Annotated in this window: 19 protein-coding genes; 8 read left to right on the forward strand and 11 right to left on the reverse strand. The window is 37.1% G+C overall.

Features of this window, described 5'->3' with window-relative positions; translation table 11 throughout:
- Genes AC27IF_RS17515 through AC27IF_RS17530 form a run of 4 tightly spaced genes read right to left on the reverse strand, consistent with a single transcriptional unit; the run spans window position 1 to window position 5,684 of the window.
- Window positions 1–942 (reverse strand): endonuclease NucS domain-containing protein, encoded by a 942-nt coding sequence (locus tag AC27IF_RS17515; RefSeq protein WP_487055638.1) that lies wholly within the window; start codon window positions 940–942, stop codon window positions 1–3.
- On the reverse strand, window positions 942–2,330 hold the full coding sequence (locus tag AC27IF_RS17520; protein ID WP_487055639.1) for a restriction endonuclease subunit S: 1,389 nt from the start codon (window positions 2,328–2,330) through the stop codon (window positions 942–944). Before AC27IF_RS17520 ends, AC27IF_RS17515 begins: the two co-directional genes overlap by 1 nt.
- A gap of 9 nt (window positions 2,331–2,339) precedes the next feature.
- A complete protein-coding gene (locus AC27IF_RS17525; protein ID WP_487055640.1) occupies window positions 2,340–4,790 on the reverse strand; it encodes a type I restriction-modification system subunit M in 2,451 nt (816 codons plus the stop codon).
- Window positions 4,791–4,805: 15 nt separating this feature from the next.
- Window positions 4,806–5,684: a WYL domain-containing transcriptional regulator gene (locus tag AC27IF_RS17530; protein WP_487055641.1), complete on the reverse strand. Its 879-nt coding sequence runs from the start codon at window positions 5,682–5,684 to the stop codon at window positions 4,806–4,808.
- A 532-nt stretch (window positions 5,685–6,216) separates the two neighbouring features.
- Here AC27IF_RS17530 and AC27IF_RS17535 point away from each other — a divergent pair.
- Genes AC27IF_RS17535 through AC27IF_RS17560 form a run of 6 tightly spaced genes read left to right on the forward strand, consistent with a single transcriptional unit; the run spans window position 6,217 to window position 12,904 of the window.
- Window positions 6,217–6,837: a hypothetical protein gene (locus AC27IF_RS17535; protein ID WP_487055642.1), complete on the forward strand. Its 621-nt coding sequence runs from the start codon at window positions 6,217–6,219 to the stop codon at window positions 6,835–6,837.
- Between the two features lie 11 nt (window positions 6,838–6,848).
- Window positions 6,849–8,780 carry a hypothetical protein gene (locus AC27IF_RS17540; protein WP_487055643.1) on the forward strand — a complete coding sequence of 644 codons (1,932 nt, stop codon included), beginning with the start codon at window positions 6,849–6,851 and terminating at the stop codon, window positions 8,778–8,780.
- Window positions 8,781–8,790: 10 nt separating this feature from the next.
- On the forward strand, window positions 8,791–9,846 hold the full coding sequence (locus tag AC27IF_RS17545) for a TniB family NTP-binding protein (protein WP_487055644.1): 1,056 nt from the start codon (window positions 8,791–8,793) through the stop codon (window positions 9,844–9,846).
- Window positions 9,847–9,848: 2 nt separating this feature from the next.
- The gene (locus AC27IF_RS17550; RefSeq protein WP_487055645.1) at window positions 9,849–11,336 is read left to right on the forward strand and encodes a TniQ family protein; all 1,488 of its coding nucleotides are present in this window, start codon (window positions 9,849–9,851) and stop codon (window positions 11,334–11,336) included.
- Window positions 11,326–11,619 (forward strand): hypothetical protein, encoded by a 294-nt coding sequence (locus tag AC27IF_RS17555; protein ID WP_487055646.1) that lies wholly within the window; start codon window positions 11,326–11,328, stop codon window positions 11,617–11,619. Before AC27IF_RS17550 ends, AC27IF_RS17555 begins: the two co-directional genes overlap by 11 nt.
- A 10-nt stretch (window positions 11,620–11,629) precedes the next feature.
- Complete coding sequence (locus tag AC27IF_RS17560) at window positions 11,630–12,904, forward strand: hypothetical protein (RefSeq protein ID WP_487055647.1); 1,275 nt, start codon at window positions 11,630–11,632, stop codon at window positions 12,902–12,904.
- 46 nt (window positions 12,905–12,950) lie between these two features.
- On the opposite strand, the gene AC27IF_RS17565 is transcribed toward AC27IF_RS17560, so the two are convergent.
- Genes AC27IF_RS17565 through AC27IF_RS17585 form a run of 5 tightly spaced genes read right to left on the reverse strand, consistent with a single transcriptional unit; the run spans window position 12,951 to window position 16,906 of the window.
- Entirely contained in the window at window positions 12,951–13,817 is an 867-nt protein-coding gene (locus AC27IF_RS17565; RefSeq protein WP_487055648.1) for a hypothetical protein, read from the reverse strand.
- 14 nt (window positions 13,818–13,831) lie between these two features.
- On the reverse strand, window positions 13,832–14,548 hold the full coding sequence (locus AC27IF_RS17570; RefSeq protein ID WP_487055649.1) for a hypothetical protein: 717 nt from the start codon (window positions 14,546–14,548) through the stop codon (window positions 13,832–13,834).
- Window positions 14,549–14,555: 7 nt separating this feature from the next.
- Entirely contained in the window at window positions 14,556–15,704 is a 1,149-nt protein-coding gene (locus tag AC27IF_RS17575) for an HNH endonuclease (RefSeq protein ID WP_487055650.1), read from the reverse strand.
- Window positions 15,705–15,707: 3 nt separating this feature from the next.
- Window positions 15,708–16,241: a cold shock domain-containing protein gene (locus tag AC27IF_RS17580; RefSeq protein ID WP_487055651.1), complete on the reverse strand. Its 534-nt coding sequence runs from the start codon at window positions 16,239–16,241 to the stop codon at window positions 15,708–15,710.
- 56 nt (window positions 16,242–16,297) lie between these two features.
- Window positions 16,298–16,906: a class I SAM-dependent methyltransferase gene (locus AC27IF_RS17585; RefSeq protein ID WP_487055652.1), complete on the reverse strand. Its 609-nt coding sequence runs from the start codon at window positions 16,904–16,906 to the stop codon at window positions 16,298–16,300.
- A 171-nt stretch (window positions 16,907–17,077) separates the two neighbouring features.
- On the opposite strand from AC27IF_RS17585, the gene AC27IF_RS17590 reads away from it, so the two are divergent.
- On the forward strand, window positions 17,078–17,422 hold the full coding sequence (locus AC27IF_RS17590; protein WP_487055653.1) for an arsenate reductase/protein-tyrosine-phosphatase family protein: 345 nt from the start codon (window positions 17,078–17,080) through the stop codon (window positions 17,420–17,422).
- Here AC27IF_RS17590 and AC27IF_RS17595 read toward each other — a convergent pair.
- Window positions 17,415–17,633 carry a hypothetical protein gene (locus tag AC27IF_RS17595; RefSeq protein WP_284208954.1) on the reverse strand — a complete coding sequence of 73 codons (219 nt, stop codon included), beginning with the start codon at window positions 17,631–17,633 and terminating at the stop codon, window positions 17,415–17,417. The two genes, AC27IF_RS17590 and AC27IF_RS17595, sit on opposite strands and share 8 nt — an antisense overlap.
- 163 nt (window positions 17,634–17,796) lie before the next feature.
- Entirely contained in the window at window positions 17,797–18,804 is a 1,008-nt protein-coding gene (locus AC27IF_RS17600) for a competence protein CoiA family protein (RefSeq protein WP_487055654.1), read from the reverse strand.
- Window positions 18,805–18,924: 120 nt separating this feature from the next.
- Between AC27IF_RS17600 and AC27IF_RS17605 the strand changes: the two genes are divergently transcribed.
- Complete coding sequence (locus AC27IF_RS17605) at window positions 18,925–19,869, forward strand: hypothetical protein (protein ID WP_487055655.1); 945 nt, start codon at window positions 18,925–18,927, stop codon at window positions 19,867–19,869.
- The last annotated feature ends 28 nt before the right edge of the window (window positions 19,870–19,897 follow it).

The following is a 19,897-nucleotide window of genomic DNA, read 5'->3' on the forward strand; positions in this document are numbered from 1 at the left end:
TTAGTAATTATTTTTACAAAGCTTAAAGCTCACTTGGTAACGGTAAAACTCAATATTATTGGTAACACTCAGTGCTCGCTTTAGGCGTAAGTCATTTTCAAGCGCAATAATTACACCTTTAACATTTTGATGCTCTTCACAAAGCTCATCTTGTACATAGCCCATATAGCGCTGAATTTGCCCTACCACAGAGTCACTTGCTCTGCCTTTTTTCAATTCAACTACAAGTAACGTTTTCTTATCTTTACTAATAGCTAGAATATCTAAAGGGCCAGTATCAGATGGGTATTGTTGGCCGACAATATCACCGTCTTCAGTGTATATATCATAATCATTACCGAGTTCTGTATAATGCCAATTGGCGACCAAAAAATCTTCTAAGTGTTTTTCTAAAGCAAACACACTCGGATCTTCTACAGTTTCATCATTATGAGTTAATGCTGGTGGTGCTTTACCTTCAAGCAGGTTTTCTAATTCATTTGCATATTTAGTTAAATCACTTAAAGTGCCTACCGAGCCAGCAGAATTTTTAAGCGCTACACTCATATCACTACGTTTAACGCCTTTTTCATACCACTTTATTTTTCTACGATGAGGAAGTACGCTTCCCTCTACAAAGTAATAATCAGATTCCACTTCACCAACATAATAAATACCGTTGCCATTTGGGCACAACACAATATCCCCAGTTAAGAGGTTTTTACTTACATTAAATGTTGCACTGCGAGCCAAGCCTGCGGCAATTTTATTACTTTCTGGGTTAGCTTGATGATAAAAATACAGATATGACTCATCAAATATATCAGTTGAACCCGATAATAAATCGGCTAAATCTGAGTTTACATTCCAGTCAACACCGATAAAACCTTGCTCAAAACATTCTTTGGCATAAATACTTTGGCGACCTGGCATAATCCGATAATAGCTTTTGGTTGGCGTCATTACTTAACTCCTTCTATAGCATCAATCGACAACCGTGTTTTACCCGTTAACAACTCTTGCATCATGCCTTGTTTGATTTGCTGGGTTTTGGCTAATTGTTGCTTTATAGACTCTAATTCCTTATCCATGTCAGACAAAATATGGGTAATTAATATTTGCTCTTCCAAAGACGGTAACAATACAGGGCAGTTTGTTATAGCCCCTTGGTCTATCGTTGTCATGGTTGCAGTTTTAGCCGAGCTAATGAGGAATTTCCTAGCTATGTTTGATAAACAAGCAAGGTAAACATATTTTGCATCTGCAATTTTAGGATTGACCCTAACCCTAATTAAATGACTATCAAAGACAACATCTCTTTCAATATTTTCAGCTTCATAAATATTACAAAAAGCTATTCCGCTTGGAACGATTGATGACCGTGTAAAAAATAAATCACCAGAATTTACCCTAAAGCTTTTTATTTCAGCTTTATTAGCATTAAACAACTCAAGTTGCTCAACATCAATTGGCGCTGATTTATACATATCACCAACGTTTATTAAACTTATACCTTTCCCTTTTCTTGAAGGTTCATAGAACAACCCATTTTGCATGGGTACAGCGGATATTGATGAAATTGTTTCTACAGCCCAATCCTCAGGGATTTCCCCAAGTTCAGTTTGTTGGGTGCCTTTGAGTTGGCCTTTGCGTGCGCCACTTTGATCATCATTTTGGTATCGGTCAAAAGTTGGCAAACGCTTTTTACCTGTCAGCAATTGCTGCATGGTGGCGGTTTTAATTTCTTGTTTTTTAGCTATCAATTTTTCAATTGAAGCAATTAAGGCATCCACATCAGATAAGGCATTGGCAATGGCAGTTTGTTCTTTAAGTGATGGCGGTATAGGTAATAAACATTTCTTTAATTTAGTTGTACTTATAAAAGGTTGATCAGTACCCACCGCGCTTTCTTCTACAAATTTCTTAATAAATTTAGATAATATATAAAAGGCATATTTCCTATCCATACTTTCATCAAGAAATATAATTTTACCTACTCTCTGATATAAAATTGCAGGGCAATCATCCTTTGAAATAATTGCCATTTTAAGCTTATTATTGGTAATCGGTCGATTTAGTGCTAGTAATATATCACTTTCTGAAAGAACTAAATTTTCATGCTTTTTTAAATACTTTTCAGGAAGAAATGCTATTGAATTCCATGTTACATTTCCATATGAAACATTATCTATTCTTAATAGTTTAATTCCTCCCTGTACATATTCAGATTTATTGAAGCCCATTCCTGAAATTATATTAAAATGTTCAGCATAAGGTGCTACATCCCAATCCTCCGGAATAACACCTATTTCAGTTTGTTGATACCCATCAGGGATAACTTTCTGTTCCATTATGCTCCCCTAAACGCTTGCCGAGTCGGTTGACCAAGATAAACCCATCGCTTTTAGATGGTCATCGACTTTACTAGCAAGTTCACTAACGTTTTCGGTCAGCTCAGGTAATGGCTCAGCATAACGCTCTTCCAATGTTTTCACTCTATTAGCTAATTGTTGAGTGACACGCTCAATTTCAGCGGTGATATTGCAATGCAAAGTTGCATGCCACTTATCTTCAACCACTAAGGTTTTAATATCACTAACAGCCAAGTTTGGGTATTGGTCGAGTACTTGTTGGTCGAGCGCTTCTTGTGCAACTTTTACCACTTTTTTCGCTTTGGCTTCTTGCTCAATCAGTTTTTGCACTTTTTCAAGTGAAGCTATTTCTTCTCTATCAACTTTAAGCGCTTTAGTCGCTAGTTTTAATCTTGCAGCAACGCTTGCTTTACTGACTTTACCGCTATCGGTAAGTGCTTCAACGAGTAAGCCGTCTTCTGCTGTATGTTTTTCTATGTAGCTTTCTAATGCTTGAGTATCAGTATCAAGTGAGGCTTGAAGTGTATCGATATGCGCTTGCTCATCACTAAAGTAACGAGCAACAATTAACGCTGGAGGAATAAGTTCTGCTTTGTATTTAGTTTTACCGACAATTAAATCTGGAGTTTCCTTTAGCTTTTCACCCTTTTTAACGGCTAATGGACGAATGGTTTGCCCTGCAAGCCAATCGTCTTGAGTAATAACATAACTATCATCTTGTAAAGTTTCTTGCCAGTAATCCATGAGCAACTGGTAGATGTCGTACCTATCAAGCAATTTGGCATCTTGGTATTGGTTTAATAACAATTCACTGATGTTATAAATGATATCTTTTGGGTGATCGCCAACTTTAATCTCGGTTAACTTTGCTTGGTTTTTCCACTGGCTAAATAACTCAATGCTATTAGCGGCAAACGTTTTAAATTCGCTATGCGCCAATATAGTATTTTTAACTTCACTGGCTTTAACCAATGGATTTTCATAACCTTCACGAGCGGGTGAAAATAAGCTTTGTTTTAATGTGGGGAAAACCTGCCAGTACGTTAATAAAGCATTAATATCACTATTTGGAATACCACCTGAAAGATGGGCACTTAAGTCATGTAAATCTTCAGCTTCAGATGAGTCGATATAACGTGGAATATTTAAGTTATATTCATTACTAACTACTTCACTTAACTTCACCATACGACTGTAACCAGTAAGCTCTAACTGATTGGTGAACACATCAACCACTTTATGAATATCTTGCTCTCGTAGTCGGTTTTTATTGCCATCTTTAATAAAGCCTTTGCTGGCATCGACCATAAAGATACCTTTGCGACTTCTCGCATGTTCTTTATCAATGACGATAATACAGGCAGGAATACCTGTGCCGTAAAACAAGTTGGCAGGTAAGCCAATAATACCTTTGATATACCCTTGTTTTATTATGTTTTCACGAATACGCGCTTCCGCATTACCACGAAACAATACGCCATGCGGTAAGATAATAGCGCCTTTACCTGTGCTTTTTAATGATTTTAGAATATGAAGTAAAAAGGCGTAATCACCATTTTTGTCTGGTGGGGTACCGTACTCAAAACGTTTAAAAGTATCATCAGTAACATTAATACCATTGTCCCAGCTTTTAACTGAAAATGGTGGGTTAGCGACTGAAAAATCGAAGGTTTTTAATTGACCATCGTCATTTTTATATTCAGGAGTTGATAAAGTATTACCTTGAGTGATTTTGGCAGAAGTATTGTCATGCAAGATCATGTTCATACGAGATAATGCGGCAGTGGCATTATCCATTTCTTGACCAAAAATTGATAAACCTCGTTCTGCTTCATCAGATGCTTTTAACAATAACGAACCCGAACCACACGTAGGATCATATACTGTCGCATCTTGCGGGGTATCTTTGGCAATCCCCACCACTTTTGCCAAAATACGAGAGACTTCTGAAGGCGTATAAAATTGCCCTTTACTTTTACCTGAATCAGTAGCGAAGTGGCGCATAAGGTATTCGTAGGCATCACCTAATAAATCATCATGCTCAGCACGGTTATCACCTAACTCTAAATCTTGGAAAATCCCGACAAGTTTAGTAAGTCGATCTACCATCTCCTTACCTTTACCGAGCTTTTCCTCATCGTTAAAGTCGGCAACATCAATAACATTTTTAAGGTTATTTGCTTCTGCTAATTTACCGATAATTTTATTAAGCTTATCGCCAATTTCTTTATCACTTTTTAAATCAACGATATCATCAAAGTGCGCACCTTCAGGCACTTCAATAGGATCATATTGAGAGCCTGTAGATTTATCAGAAACGTACTTTAGGAAGAGGAAGGTTAATACATAATCTTTATATTGTGAGGCATCCATACCACCACGTAATTCATCACAACTTGCCCATAGGCTTGAGTAAAGTTCGGTCTTTTTGATCGCCATTGGGCAATTCCTTAATTATATTTTATCGCTAGGAGCAATATGATAGTTTTCTGATCCATGTAGTGTTTGATTATTCTGTAAATACAGCTGATATTCAGGGCCTGAAAGTGAAGCTCTTTCAGAACAATCGACGTTCCAACGTCTCAATAAGTATCCAGCCATAGCAGCCCTAACATCTAGCTTGAGCATGCCATTTTCCATACCATAATCCATTTTAATGGCGGTTGGGTATTCAACGTTCTTTGGATGCGGCACGATTTCTAGTGGCATGATGGTATTCCACTGCTCATCTTGAACCTTAATTTCGTTTACTTCAGGCTCGTTATTGATAACAGTTACTTTGGCAAGGCGTGTTAATACAAAGTCTCTAAACGCATTACTCTTTCTGTCATAAGCACGTACATGCCAACGAAGGCCATTATCAACAATGGTATGTGGTACTAATTCACGAGCGGCAGAGCCACTTGAAAGTGAGGTGTAGATAACACTTACCGCTTTACCGTTAATAATGGCTTGCGTAAGTTTGGCGATAACATTGATATCAGGTACGTTAAGCTGGCTTGGTTGCTCTACGGGGAATTCCACATCACCAATTGCATCAAAACCGTCAGAGATTTGATGTGCAAGCTTAACCAGTGTGCGTTTTGCATCATGTTTAAAGAGTGGCTTGAAGCTGTTAGTTAGAAAATACTTCTTTTGTGTATTGTCATACGCCATGTTTTTTGGCGCATGTTCTTTATAAAGATTTATATCGCGTGTTGCGGCAGAAACTCCAAGCTTGAAGTGCTGGACAATTTCGGAGCGTGTAACGCTTCCTGTAAAAAACAACTTAAAGTCAATATAGGCGAGACGCTGCTGTTGAGCGTAGCTTAACTTTTCCAATTGATTGTCCATATCGTAGAAAATTCTTTTTATTATTCAAATAGTCAAAGTCAGTATGTCTCATAATGAAACACACCTCAATAGATAAAATGTCAATATTGGTTATTTGTCTGATAATTAAACACACTTGTTTGATTTATATCAGGTTATGACTGCCCTGCTTTGTTTTAGTTAAACTTACTATGCCAATAAGTAAGTAAAATGGCATAAAGAAAAATACTGTAAGCCTATATTTTTATTAAGCTTTCCAAATTCTATTGACATTTTTTTTTCAACTTTTTTTAATAATTTTACTAGTCAGCTGCTAAACCAATGAATAAACGGTGAATTTTTCTACATCATTCGTTATTTCACTTTTAAGCCGGTTTTGTACCTTTTATCTAATTTCAAAAAATCATCTGTATCTAAATCAATTAGTTGTAAAAGCTTAGACATATTATATCAATAATTAATTATCCGCTTATTTTCAAGGGGTTACGATTTGACTCTCATTTTTTTGTTCCTATAATTCGCCCAAATTTGAATGATTAATAAGCAATAAAATATGAGTATGAAACGAAGAGTATTAGGTAAACAAAGCGCAGTAAGAAGCACAGTAACTGGCTACAACAACAACCTTAAAACAGCTGTACTACTTGAAAGCACCCTTGAAGTAGATTACTACCGAATGATGGAACTTACCTTGCCCGAGGGTGCCACACTTGAGATGCAGCCAGAGCACATAGAGCTAGTGATTGATGGCAAGAGAATTCGCTACACACCTGATGCGAAGATTACGATGCCAGATGGACGCATTCTCAAACATGAAATTAAGCACGAGAAAGATATTCACGTGCCTCGTACTAGACAAAAACTCATTAAAGCGAAGTGGAAATATGCATCAATGGGTATCCAATTTGATGTAATGACAGAAAGAGAAATACGTAAAGGCCATCAAGCAGAAAACTTTTCTCACTTGCTTGCTGCGCTGCACCACGACAAGCCTGTTGATGCATTTCATTTGTTAGTGAATGACCTTCCACCTCAACAGTATTCCATCAAAGAGATGGTTGAAATAGCTTTTAGCAAAGGTATGAGCGAATCAATCGTAAAGATCTCGATGGCTCACATGCTATTTCAATGGGATACCACGTTAGCTTGGTCTGATATTCGTTTAAGCTTTTAAGGAGATTAAACATGATTAACCCCATCATTAATACATTGCGTACAGTTGGTACATTAGTTCGATTTAACCATTTATTAGCACGAAGCCACCCTGTAGGCCCTAACTATGTTGCGCTTAACTTTGAAAATGATGAAGTTCCACCTGTAGTGCTCTCAGACGTTGAGCTGGAAGAGGCTTATGGGCGTGAGTTAAACCTTGTTCATGATAAAAAAACATTACCTAATCATGCTGTTACACTTACGCCTAAACAAAAAACCAAATTATTTAAGATAGAGGTTTATTTAGATACGCTATATGAGGTGGGCGGTCAAAAAGGCATCATTGGGGGGATCAAGCTACGTGAAAAAGTTATCAAAATCGCATCCAAACGATTAAATGATGACTCGCCTCCTTCACCGGCACAACTTGCTATTTGGGCGCAAGAGCAAAGAGATTATGTTGGCGGAGTTTCAGCAAAGATTTCTACTGTCGTAAAAAATAAACGAATGTCGAAGTTTGAAGAAATACAAGCTTTTGCTATCGAGGTCGCAGATGAATTCATATTTGGAAAATTCACTTCCTTTCAGTATTTTTACGATATTTTTGTAACAAGAGCAGAGAAAATATTCAAAGTTCTACCGTCTCGCGAAACTGTTAGGAAATGGCTAGAAAATATTATTTGCCCTAAAAAGAAACTGAAAGGACTAAGTAGAGCAGAACGTCGCAGAGAGCTTCGAAATGCAATTAAGAAGTTCAAAACAACAAGACCTTATGAACGTTTAGAGGGTGACGCTTGTAGCATGCGTGTTGGTGTTAAGGATGATGAAGGCAATTATCTCGGTCAAGCCACCGTTATTTTTTTTCTTGATGTGCATACAAGAAGTGTCGGTGGATATGAGTTGCATATAGGCGCAGGTGAGCCTTCATCTTCTGTTGTTAGCGCATTTAGGCATGCAGTCTGTAAAAAAGAGCCTGGAACTTACCACTCCTTACGAAACAACTATTGGTATTGTAGCGGCCCTCCTGACAAAGCAGCTGTTGATGGTGGTGCAGGTTTTATTTCAAATGAAACGCAATCGTATATGAGCCGCACCGTAGGTACTCTTGTTGAAACACTGCCATCTTATAGCCCGTGGTTAAAACCGTTCATTGAACGATTTATTTATACATTTAGAACGAATTGTGAGGCAAGGCTCCCTGGTTATGTAGGCAAACAGAAAGACCAATCTAAGCTTGAACATAAAATCAAAGAAAGAGCTTACCTTACGGTTGATGAGCTACGAAGAGCTATCGAGTCCTGGATTGTTGATGAATATCATCATAAGCCTCATTCCGGCATAAATGGCTTAACACCCTACCAAGCATGGGAAAAAGCTAGAAAAGAATGCCTTTTACCTGTTGACGTAAAAGATGAATATAAAATTCGTTTACCCAAAGGTAAAAAACGTGAAGCGACTATCTCTGGTGACGCTTTTCATCTAGGCGTAACCATTAACCGCCTTAGGTACAATGATGATGACGGAAGACTTAAAGAGATTGGAAACTGGCTGGCACAGACTAACCAGCCTAGGAAAGTCACTTGTTATTATTCCGATTGTGATCTTTCTGCAATTACTGTTTTTTGCCCAAGAACACTTCAAGAATTTAAGGTCCCTGCTATTGATGAAAATATCAAGCCAGGTATGTCATTAATAGAATTCCAAGCACTAAAACCTTCAGCATACAAAAATAAAGGATTTAGCCATTATAGAACGATGGAGGATAACCCTGAGATAGTTAAAGGTCATGAGGCTGTTAATAAAATAGTTGGTAAAAAGAAAACAACTAAATTGAAAAGAACCTCTATTGAGAATATTCAAAATAACATCGACACCTTGGCTATTAAGAATTACAAGCCCACTGACATTGATCCCTACGATGATGAGTTGGATTGGGATGATATTGAACCACTTCCACAATCTTAAGGAGATACTAATGGTAAACGTTTCAACAGTACTTCCCATTGATCTGAATAGTGATATTTCTGGACGTATTGCGTTAGAAAATCTCCCTAATAATGTAAAAGAGTTGAGGTTTAGGACCTATTTACATAGTGCATTTTTTAATGCATTAGAGGGGCTTCGTGACACATTTGCTATGTCAGGGTTTGAATCAACTGGTTGTACCCTATTTGGTCCCCCAGGTGTTGGAAAAAGTCGCCTGATTCGATATTTCGTTACAGAAGTTTATTCAAAACCTGAATACAAGCCAACGAAAAGCGTTACGCCAATTCCAATCATCTCAATTAGAGTACCAGGAAAACCAACTATCTCTAGAATTTGTGAGCAAATATTAAAATGCACACAAAAACATTATACACCCCCTTCTAGGGCTGGTGACTCAATAATGCTGAGAGTTACTCGTGTGCTGCAATATTTAAATGTAGAAATGATCATATTTGATGAATTTCAACATTTGTTAAGAAAACACGCAACAATACGCACTGCCGATGTTGTTGCATTCATTAAAGTACTGATGGATGAGCATGGTCTAAGTGTAGTTTTTGCAGGCTTGCCTGAAGCTCAATCATTACTGGAAGAACATCCTGAATTATCACAACGAATGAGTTTTGCAAAAGTAGAACTGCATGAGTTTTCTCTTCGAAAAAATGGACCATGTAATAAAAAACAATTTGTTGCCTATATTAAAAGCATCGAAGTGAATTTTAACGAATTAGGCGTCACTATATTTAAAATGTCAAATAAGGATATGCTGTTACGGCTCTACTTAGCTACATTGGGTAATCCCAGACGTATTGGGCAGTTATTTAACCGGGTGATGCTGAGATACCATGATAAAAAACAGATAACCGCTGAGGAATTTCAGCAAGTCTTTAGTCAAATGCCTTTTAACAAAACGAACGGTTTTGGACTATTTACAGAAAAAGAAGCTTTAGTAAGAAAAGATTATAGAAATTTACTCAAAATGCAAAGAGAAGTGTCGTTGAACGAAAAGACTAAGCACAAACTTGGTTCTCGTTTAGGTTTATAAATATGCTTACGTTGCGACCTTACCCAAAGCCTTCGGAGCGCCTTAACGAATATCTGATTCGCCTGTGTTACATAAATGGCTTTTTTAAGATATCTGAGATTTTAGGCGTTTTAGGTATGCACCCTGTAAAGCAAGGCCAAATGGGAAGATGGGCTCCGCATCATCTCGAAGCCCTTAACGAAGTGTTAGTTAAGGCCCTTGGCAGACCTTGTGATGATGTTATTTCGCTTCATAGTCGTAATGATACTGATAGTTGGTTGTTTGGTTATGACAGAACGTTAGCTGAGCTGATTGTCGATTTTCCAAGAATTTGCGTGCATTGCGTTAGCGAGGAAAAAGCCATGGATTGGCGTTGGGCGATTGGCACTATTGCACGATGCCCAAAACATTTAACGCCTTTAATTGATAGCTGTCCTCATTGCGATAAACCTCTTAGCTGGGATGCCAATATTTTAGAGTTTTGCCCTAAGTGTAAAAAGCCTTGGGATATTACTACCACTAAAGTAGTTGAGCCTCTGTCACCATTAGAAAAGGATTTATGGCCAGCTATTGATGGGACTATTAATGTGACTGAAAAACAACTGCAAGAGCTAACCTACGCGATGTATATGGCGGCTCGCCCCTTTGATGTGATGATACAGCGTTATGGCCGTATTCCTTTTAGTAAAAATCATTATCAGCTTGTACTTAATGGCTTAAATCTAGTCACTAGTGAGGATTATCGGAATAAATGGGCTAAGGCCTGTCAACGCTATTGGAAAAGCTATCCTGGTTATATTAATCCCGTTCATTTGTTTTTAGAAAATGTTGAAGTAGTTGATACTGGAATAAGTTGCCAATCTTTTGGTTTTAACGAGCGCACTGAATTCATTCAAAAAGCACGAGTACAGTATGTTAAGGATAAAGAAAAAGACCAGCCAATCTACCATGTTGATATCTTTTTATTAGCAAAAGCCCTTAACTTAAGTGTTAGTGATAGTACTATTTTGTTTGAAGCTAAAACCTTTCCTATGGTGAATAAATCCTTCGTGGGTAATCACAAAATGATGAAGTCCAAGGTATTTAATATCAAAGACATTATCAAAAAGGTAAAGCGTTTCGCTAAAGGCCCTAAGGTTGATACAAGTTACACATCCATCACTGAAAATTCAGTATTGCTTATAAGACATTTGTGTCAATACGGTGATGTGGTTAATGCCGTTTTATCAAAGCAGGTTCACGGTTATTTCAACGATGTGTTTAATTTAAGTGAAGTATATATTGATAAAGCCATGCTCTCTTCTTGGTTAATAGAGTTTAGAGAAGAGCAATGTCGTTATGCAATCACTATTGCGAGTGCTGCCTCTGCACTGCAAACTAACGAAGCGTCCATTAAGTCACTCGTCTATGATGGAGAGCTGCGCTGGGGAAAACATCAGCGCCGTGGCGAGTTTATCGAAGGTGACAGCTTTCTTAGTTATATCAAACGAAACAATCTTGATGAAACCTAACGTACAACATGAGGTGCTTACACGAAGAATTCACGATAATTACTTAAATGTACGGTTACTCGATGCTATTACGGTTGAGGATAGATATATCTTTATTATCAATGCCCTCATTAATACATTAAGAGCCAGACTCATTGGTGATGAATTTTTAGAAATCCAAATTCTTGGCTACGATGAAACAGGCTTTCCAGAGTTTTTAGTGGATATGCCTCTTTCAAAGATCCAAGACTTCTATCCTTTGTTAGCACGTTATAAGCAACAAGCGCTAGGCTCTAATACATGAGGAATTGCAGATGGACAATACTGAAGCATCAAACCTAACAGATAACAGTCATGATGACTCAAAGCCCATTATAAAGATAAGCATCGAAACACTGCACCAACTCATTTGGCAAAAGCCTTTATCAACTATCGCCAAGGATTGGGGTATTAATTCACAAGCTATCACTAAAGCGTGTGATAAGTATAATATTCCTAGACCTCTTTCTGGACACTGGACGTTAGTGTCACTGGGTAAAGCACCAGATACTGTCCCATTGCATGATGATATTGACGGTTCAATGGTTATTACTTTTAGAAAACGCAAAAAAACTCGGACAAATAAACCAACAATAGACTTACCTCCTATCAAGGCTAAATCAGCTAAAAGAAAAATAACCATACCTAAGCGAATTGGTAAATTTCACCCTTTATCTCAGCTGGCTAAACAGCATTATAAAAAACCAACATTTGAACATGACAAGCTGATGGTCTCCCCTTGGCAAATTGAAACGTATCAATTTGCGGTATCACCAGAACAATTTGATAGAGCTTTAAAGCTTTTTGATTCCCTCGTTAAGTACTTCGATAAACAAGGCTGGGCTTTCAAAATCACAGATAACTTTAACCGCCGCAGCAAGATAAACGCCGTTGTTATTAATGAGAAAACTGTAACGTTCAAACTAAGAGAGAAAACTAAACAAACGCCAAGAGCGTTAAATGCAAAGGAGCAACAAGATAAAGCTGCTGGTCGTTACGTTTATTATGAAAAGGTTCTTATGCCAACTGGCATGTTCCATTTAACGATTGAAGAGTATGTTGATGGTAACTGTAAGACAGCATTTATTGATAAACCTGGTGAGCCTATAGAAGATAAATTAGATGAATTTATTGGTTCACTTGTTGCCGCATCAGAATACATAGAACTACGGGAAATTGAACGTGCTAAAGAGGAGCAAGAACGCCATAAACAACAAGAGCTAAATGATTTCTTTAATAAGGAAGTTCATAAAGAAAAAGACAATATAGCCTTTCTCTTTGAGCAATTTGAAAACTGGCAAAAAGCGGAGAGAGCTAGACAATTTGTTGCAGCAATAAAACAGCGCATTAATGATTCTGGTGAGATAACTAAAGTTCAACAAGAGTGGCTGCTATGGGCTGAACATATCCTCACATTGGAAGACCCAGTAGCTAAAGCCGTTGAGCTTTCTAAAGTACCGAAAACTGAAGATGAGTTAACTCAACGTATCGTTGCGAAGGCGATTCAAGGTTATTTTGATGCCAAAATATTCAATATAAGAAAGGTTTGAGAAATAGATTCAGAGTTTAGCCCCATCGTGTTAAGTCGACATTTAATTAAATTTTTGATTTAAAGGTAATTTCTTTGTAATTAATCCCATCTAACTTATTTGAGAAAAAGGCTTTTTGGTTGTTAATTATATGCAAAGTACCTTTATGAGTTATTAATAATGTTCGCCTCTTTTCATAATTATCATCTAAAACAAAGAAAGGCTGCTTATTGGCATATCCCTTTAACCATAATTTTATCCTTATGGGTTTAAAGTCATCTGCTGAAATTGTAACTAAAACAGGAATGTTAGGAGCATTGTATTCATCCGTATAGCTACTAAAGTAATTCTTAGTAAAGATAATAGGTTCTTGATAACTATAAGCGACTTCGGGATTTACTTTGCTTAGAATAACTGTTGATGAACTAACATTTGACGTTGAATTTGTTTCTCGTGATTTAACTATACTCCTAAATCCTCCAACCCCTATTTTTTTGTTAGATTTGTCTTGTGGTAGAGGCTTTAAAGAATCAATACTACCTAAATACTTATAATTAACTTCTACGTTAAATGCAGTTCGATCCGTATTATTCTCAACTACCATTGGGATTGTTACGTAAGAAGCGTAATTATTACCCTTAAGGTTATACAATAAATTAATTTCGTCATTATTGCTGGTCTCAATATTACCTACTTTTACAGTCAAATTATATTCAGGCTTAATTATATCTTTGAATGAGTACCCACTAAATTGAGCCACAGCAGCGATCACAAATATCACCCCAAAAACTTTGGCAAATATAGAATTTAAAGCTCTTTTAATTTTGTTACTACCCTCTGGCGAATGTGAACCTACATGGCAATACTCAGTGCCATTGATAGCTTGGTTAGCGCATTGGCTTCCGGACTTTGTTGTTGCTTTGCATCTAGCCACTGTTACCTACCTTTCTATTTCAAATAGATCTTATTAACGATAATTGAAATGTCTTCAAAAAACCCCAAAACATCCATATATAGCTCTTGAGAACCATGAGCAAAACTGTTTCTCAGTTTTGGTATCACATTACAAAGCATTTCAGTGTAATCCCAATCTTCATCAAACTGTGATTCGTCAATTTCACTATCATCCCAGGTATACTCTTCTAGCCCTTGTTCATCCATGAGCGTGATGATTTTTTCACGATATGCATTTTCTGCTGCCATTCTATTTCTTTGATGCCATCTCGGAAAATCAGAATTCACAATAACTTCATGCTCTTTTATGTAGCGCATGTATATACGTAGCCCAGGTTGAGGACGTCTTTTTTTAGTAGTTTTAGAGGCAATGAACTCTTTTAAATTTTCTACGCCAACACCATCTTTAATAGCGAGTTCTAACACTGAATAAAGCTGCTGTTGAGCAACGTTATAAAACCTATACACATTGAAAGCGTACAGGTATAAATTCCTAGCAGTCTCATATTGCGCAACTACATGTTCGGGAACATTTGAATTAAGTGAGTATTGGGCTACGGCGTCATAAAGAATCTCTGGTGAAGTAACATTAAAATAATGATTCCGTTTGTCACTTGTCGCCATATTTATTGGTGTTCTTAGCTCATCAGTTGGGTATTCCAATTTTTGTGATGGAGTTAGTTTTAGCTCTTTAGTTTCTGCTACGCTCATTAATTTTTTACTGCCTATATTGATTTTCACGGTGATACGCCAAGTAATCTTGATGTTGCTTAGCGAGTAACACATTCATGCCTGCATGTATCCCTAGTGCTTGGTATTCTTCTAGGTGATCAGATATCAATATACGCCCCCGATCATCGAAACTGATATAACCTAAATCAAAGGCTTTATCGATGTTGGCCAGGAGCAATAATCCATTGAATGGATCTAGACGTTCTTGGTTGTCTGATTTAGACCATGGTTTTATATGAGATGCGATGAGAAACGAGTAGTTTTGAAACTTAGTTACTGCACAGCCCTGCCAATGGTTAATTAAATCTTCTCTAAATCGTCCTTGCCCAACACGGGTATTTACCATGACGGCTTTCTGCGTATCAGGTATGGTTTTATCTAAGATGATTTCATCAATATCATGTTGTACTTCGGCTTGTGTGATGTCTGATAGAAAGGCTTTATAGCTGTTAATAGCTGCGCTATACATGCCATTGCCACGTTTATCTTTTTCAACAAACTCTCGTACTTCATAGGTTTTACTAACGATATTCTCGTATTCCACAAACGAGCCAACACTCAGTAAGCTTTGTTTAGTTACTCCAGCATCGTTTAACCAATTAGGGATAGAGTTTTTGAGCGCTCCGACATAATTCTTAATGGTTTTATCTGACTTACCAATAGATTTAGCCCAGCGACCATATTGGTCTTCGAGTGTATCTAGGTTTGCTGTTAATGCATTTCTAAGTATCGGCGCAGTGTTTGGGCTTTTAAGGAAATCAAATAATGCATCATCAAGGTATGCAAAGTTAACAAGCTTACGCATATTGGCATCTGTTGCTGATTTCTTTTTTATTGCTTCGAAGTCGGCTTTATTCTCATTTGATACATCAAGGTGCCAAAGCCCTGAGGACTTTAAATGATAAAACGGTAAAAATGGACTATCTGCATCATTACCTTGTTTCAATCGCATAAAGTGCCAGCTAAAGCGCTTCTTTAGTGTTTCATCATAGTAAATGCGGTTATCTTGAATATGACCTTGCTCAATTAAGTCCATGACAGCAAACATCATACAAACCTTATGTGGCTTGGCTCGGCCAGAAGACTTATCCGGTCTTATGCTTTGAAGTTTGTCGTTATAAAATGCCAGAGTCATTACTTAAAACCTTGAATCGTTTTCACAAGGTATACCATCATTGTCTCCATCCATTTTTGTGTTTGGACAATGTTTGGTAAAAAACTCTGCTTCTGCACGAGATGTCATTTGACTGCAATGCTGGCGTCCGTCACAGGTAAAGTGCTGTGTTGGAGTAATCTTTGTTGGTATTGATGTTGGGGTAAATTGCGTTTGCGGTGTTTGGTTACTTTGGCCTAAATCAAGGCGCTGAAACGTGAATGCAGCGATAGCGACAATTACGGCAGCATAGATAAATTTATTGCCTGAGCGAGGTTTATAACTTTTGGAAACCTTAAAGGATGAATTTGCTTTAACGCCTTCAATACGAGCATTAGTCGCTCGGCTTTTTCCTTTGTGCTGCTCAACATCAAAGTGAATGAAGTCGCCTTGTTTAGGCTTTCGGCTCATATGCTTGAGCGCAGAGATATGAATGAAGGTATCTTGGTTTAATTCGGAAGTTTTTATAAAGCCAAAACCTTTGGCATTATCCCATTTCGTTAACTGACCTCGGTACATCACAATCCTTGTTTCATCTTTAATGATGAAATAGTACCAAGGAACAATAATAAAATCTAAGACTTACGTGTAAAAACTACAGTTTCCCAATAAACATCAGGGCGATTAAGTTGGTCTGTGTCGTTATCTGTGTGTAGTACAGTCAAATTGAACGCTTTAGCGTCTTCGATTAAGCGTGAGCCATTTACATCAAATGCTTTTCTTCCATCATTAAACTCACCGTGTCTTAATGTAATAACAAGTATGCCGTTGTCATTCAATAATGCATTTAATCGACTTAAACTTTGGCTTTGCTGCTCTACGGTTAGGTGCATCCAAACTGCGCTTATTAGAATTACATCATAGGTATTTTCATTTAAAGATGATAACTCGGGCAAAATATCACTTTGCCAGTTAACTTTATAGCCGGTCAGCTCTATACCTTTATCCATAAGGGATTGTGCTGGCTCGACTGCGGTAACGCATAACTTAAATTCACTCAAAGCAAGTGCGTCTCTTCCACTTCCTGCCCCTATATCCAGCGCTGTTTTGTAATTTGATAAGTTAACAGTACCTAGCCAGGATTGATGAACGGTATCAAATGAAAGTGTTTGGTATTGGTCAAATAGTGTTGTTGAGTTATCACTATAAAACGAGATGTTTTTATTATTGCTGAGCTCTTCCACTGGCGATTCTCGTTTGCATATTTGAGTTGATTGGCTTTATACGTGAGTCATCTTAAGACTAAATTTTATTGCTGTAAATACGGTACTGAGATTATCAGATGTTATAGGTTTTATTAGCTGAAGTTGGTAGTATCAATGATATAAACCTTATGCTTAATACGAAATCACCCAATGAAAATTCTATTTTTGTGTACTGCTAACATTCAACGCTCTAGAACAGCTGAGGACCACTTTCGTGAAAATTACCCAGAGCACAGTTATAAATCAGCGGGACTTAGTGAAAAATATTGTAAGCAGCACGGAACAACGGTTTGTACTACAGCGTTATTAGATTGGGCTGACAAGGTATTTGCTATGGAGACCATGCATTTACAAAGGATTGAAGAATATGCCGGCAAGCATTATCTAGACAAGGTTGAGAATTTAACAATCGAAGATGTTTATCAATACATGCAATCTGACTTGGTTAAAATACTTGATACACATGAAAAACTTCAGCTTTTAAAACCTAACTAAAATCGCCAGTATCTGAACGAGTTAACAATTCTCTAATTCTATCTCCATCGTCACCTGATTCAAGTAACTCGATAGCTGACTTTCCAAATAGAAATGGGCGCTGTATGTGTACCCAAGTAACGATACGTTCATGCTGTTTTAACATTCTCATTAAATGTTGATAGATATCATCAGGTATACCATCAATCCCTTCTTTACTTTGCTCATTCATGTCGCTCTCCAAATATTTAACTAAACATTTACGTACAACCAATCAGTAACTGTAAATATATACAGCTGCACTCTAAAAGTACAGTTGAAACAATATATTTAAACGAGAGTTCGGGGCACTATATTCTGAAACTCTCGATTTTTACCTATGTTATTTATCAGTTTTACGTATCTTCGGGTTTAATGCCTGTCACAATAAATTTGGTGTTGTGACCTATTGAGTGTTTCGCTTCAAAGGTTAAAGAGACTAACGCTGGTAGCTCTAGACGTTCTAGTTGTTCTAATACATTTTCGTGAACATCTCGTGTAGCCAATTCATTGCCACCGCTCGCTTTAAGAGTGAAATTCTTAGTACTTGTGCTTTGAACTGGCTTTATAAAGAAAAGGTGGCCAAGCGCAAATTGAGATTTATACCTCGGTGAATATCCTTCTCCAAATTTATACCCCATTAAAAGTACTTTTCCTTCAGTCGGTGATTGCATTGTCTTTATTTTTGCATGACTTGAGTGACTTTGGTTGATGATATCCACCTTGTCAGTTATCTCAGCTTTCAAATGCTTTTCATCACCATTAATAAATTTTCGCGGCGCTTCATATAGTGTCGCTATGACAATTTCATCGTAACTGCTTGTGCGAGGTAACATTGATAAATCAATTTCTATCATTTTCCTGTTAGATAGCGCCTGTAATTCAGATTTTTCCTCATCAACAGCGTGAGTCACAAGTATTTCAATATCTAAAGGTTCTCCATTTTCGCTAATTGCAGAAACATCAGGTTGGTAACCTTCAAGTGATTTCTCTATTTCAACCTGGTTTAAATGAGTGATACTTTGTTTTATGTAAGCAGAGTGTTGGTGATTAATACCTAGTGAGTCTTCTAGTTCATAGTTGTCATAGTGCGATGGCATTAATACCTTCTCATGCTCTTTTATAACTTGCTTTGCCAGTAAGTGTAATGCTGTTTCAGGACCATACTGACAATCATCACTTTCGTAATGTGCGAAGTGATGTTGACGTATACTTCCTTTTTTAGCAACTAGGCGTGAATTACAGTGCGGACAATAGCATCCACAATCGAGTCCTTGTTCAACATCATTAACTGATACGATTTTATCGTCTTTTAATCCAAATAGTAGTTCTACATTTTGTAATTCAACAGATTGATTGCTCATTAGTTTTTCTCCAATAATTAAAATAATAGTGGCGGTTACTCCGCTCGAAGTGGATAATCAACCAGATCAACAAATTAATCGTGAAATTCCAGAAATACCGGAAAATGGAACTAGTAAGTTATGGAAAACAATAAGATTTCTTATTTAAGTAATGCAGTAGAGTTTTTAGAGGACGAGATAAATAACCAGGATGTTGAAGCGTTTTATCGTGCCTGTATCACACACTTAAGTAAAAATGAACGACTAGAAAAGCCCCAGTTAAGAAACTTTTATTCAGGTAAAGAGAAGTCAGAAAAGACTTACGGAAATTACATGGATAAGTTAATTCATCTGCTCGAAAAATTTCAAGAAGAAATACAAAGTAGAAATGCTGAATTAGCTTTGGCCAAAAGACCCATTATTAAAACACATATTGGTGGTGGCTCTGGTAATCCAACTTATTACTACATCGATTTTGAGGACTGGGAAACACCTCCTTCATTTAATCAAAATGCTGGGGTCCGAAAAACTGAAACCATCAGTTACGATATAATCTACAGAACGAAGACACTAAAGCGTACACCTTGGTATTTAAAACTTGCAGCAAAGTTCTTTGCAAAAACAAGACAGCGACAAGCATTTTTATTAGCAGTATTGATATATTTCATCGCTGCACCAATTGCACTTGGCTTTTTGATGCAGTTGATCCCGTTAACTTATTGGGGGCTTCTGGTATTAGGTTACTTTTTACTATTCAACCCTGTCTGGAATGTTATTAAGCTGGCAACACAGAAAATTGCATTAATAGAACATGTTTTTCAACCCATTGGCGCTGTTTGTATCTCTAAGGTAAAAAACGTAAATGACTCAGATAGTTTTTTAGATATTGAACGAGAGATTTTATCAGTCGTTGTTGATGGCACTTGTCCTATTTGTAACTACAAATACAATCTTAAAAACTCTGTTCAACTTGAAAGCCAGTCGTTATTTAACCGGCGTATCATAGGTAAATGCTTAAACAACCCTAAAGAGCATAGATTTACTTTTGATAAGGATTTAATGACTGGAAACCCACTCAAAAGTTAGGTTTTAGTGAGGTGCCAACCATTTTAAA

It is taken from the genome of Colwellia sp. KS18-150 (genome assembly GCF_057551365.1).

What these genes read in the sequence shown, in the direction of transcription:
- AC27IF_RS17555 (WP_487055646.1), top strand. Translation starts at nt 11,326, where the DNA reads ATGAAACCTAACGTACAACATGAGGTGCTTACACGAAGAATTCACGAT.
- AC27IF_RS17575 (WP_487055650.1), bottom strand. Translation starts at nt 15,704, where the DNA reads ATGACTCTGGCATTTTATAACGACAAACTTCAAAGCATAAGACCGGAT.
- AC27IF_RS17600 (WP_487055654.1), bottom strand. Translation starts at nt 18,804, where the DNA reads ATGAGCAATCAATCTGTTGAATTACAAAATGTAGAACTACTATTTGGA.
- AC27IF_RS17520 (WP_487055639.1), bottom strand. Translation starts at nt 2,330, where the DNA reads ATGGAACAGAAAGTTATCCCTGATGGGTATCAACAAACTGAAATAGGT.
- AC27IF_RS17570 (WP_487055649.1), bottom strand. Translation starts at nt 14,548, where the DNA reads ATGAGCGTAGCAGAAACTAAAGAGCTAAAACTAACTCCATCACAAAAA.
- AC27IF_RS17530 (WP_487055641.1), bottom strand. Translation starts at nt 5,684, where the DNA reads ATGGACAATCAATTGGAAAAGTTAAGCTACGCTCAACAGCAGCGTCTC.
- AC27IF_RS17590 (WP_487055653.1), top strand. Translation starts at nt 17,078, where the DNA reads ATGAAAATTCTATTTTTGTGTACTGCTAACATTCAACGCTCTAGAACA.
- AC27IF_RS17560 (WP_487055647.1), top strand. Translation starts at nt 11,630, where the DNA reads ATGGACAATACTGAAGCATCAAACCTAACAGATAACAGTCATGATGAC.
- AC27IF_RS17605 (WP_487055655.1), top strand. Translation starts at nt 18,925, where the DNA reads ATGGAAAACAATAAGATTTCTTATTTAAGTAATGCAGTAGAGTTTTTA.
- AC27IF_RS17515 (WP_487055638.1), bottom strand. Translation starts at nt 942, where the DNA reads ATGACGCCAACCAAAAGCTATTATCGGATTATGCCAGGTCGCCAAAGT.
- AC27IF_RS17535 (WP_487055642.1), top strand. Translation starts at nt 6,217, where the DNA reads ATGAGTATGAAACGAAGAGTATTAGGTAAACAAAGCGCAGTAAGAAGC.
- AC27IF_RS17595 (WP_284208954.1), bottom strand. Translation starts at nt 17,633, where the DNA reads ATGAATGAGCAAAGTAAAGAAGGGATTGATGGTATACCTGATGATATC.
- AC27IF_RS17550 (WP_487055645.1), top strand. Translation starts at nt 9,849, where the DNA reads ATGCTTACGTTGCGACCTTACCCAAAGCCTTCGGAGCGCCTTAACGAA.
- AC27IF_RS17525 (WP_487055640.1), bottom strand. Translation starts at nt 4,790, where the DNA reads ATGGCGATCAAAAAGACCGAACTTTACTCAAGCCTATGGGCAAGTTGT.
- AC27IF_RS17540 (WP_487055643.1), top strand. Translation starts at nt 6,849, where the DNA reads ATGATTAACCCCATCATTAATACATTGCGTACAGTTGGTACATTAGTT.
- AC27IF_RS17545 (WP_487055644.1), top strand. Translation starts at nt 8,791, where the DNA reads ATGGTAAACGTTTCAACAGTACTTCCCATTGATCTGAATAGTGATATT.
- AC27IF_RS17580 (WP_487055651.1), bottom strand. Translation starts at nt 16,241, where the DNA reads ATGTACCGAGGTCAGTTAACGAAATGGGATAATGCCAAAGGTTTTGGC.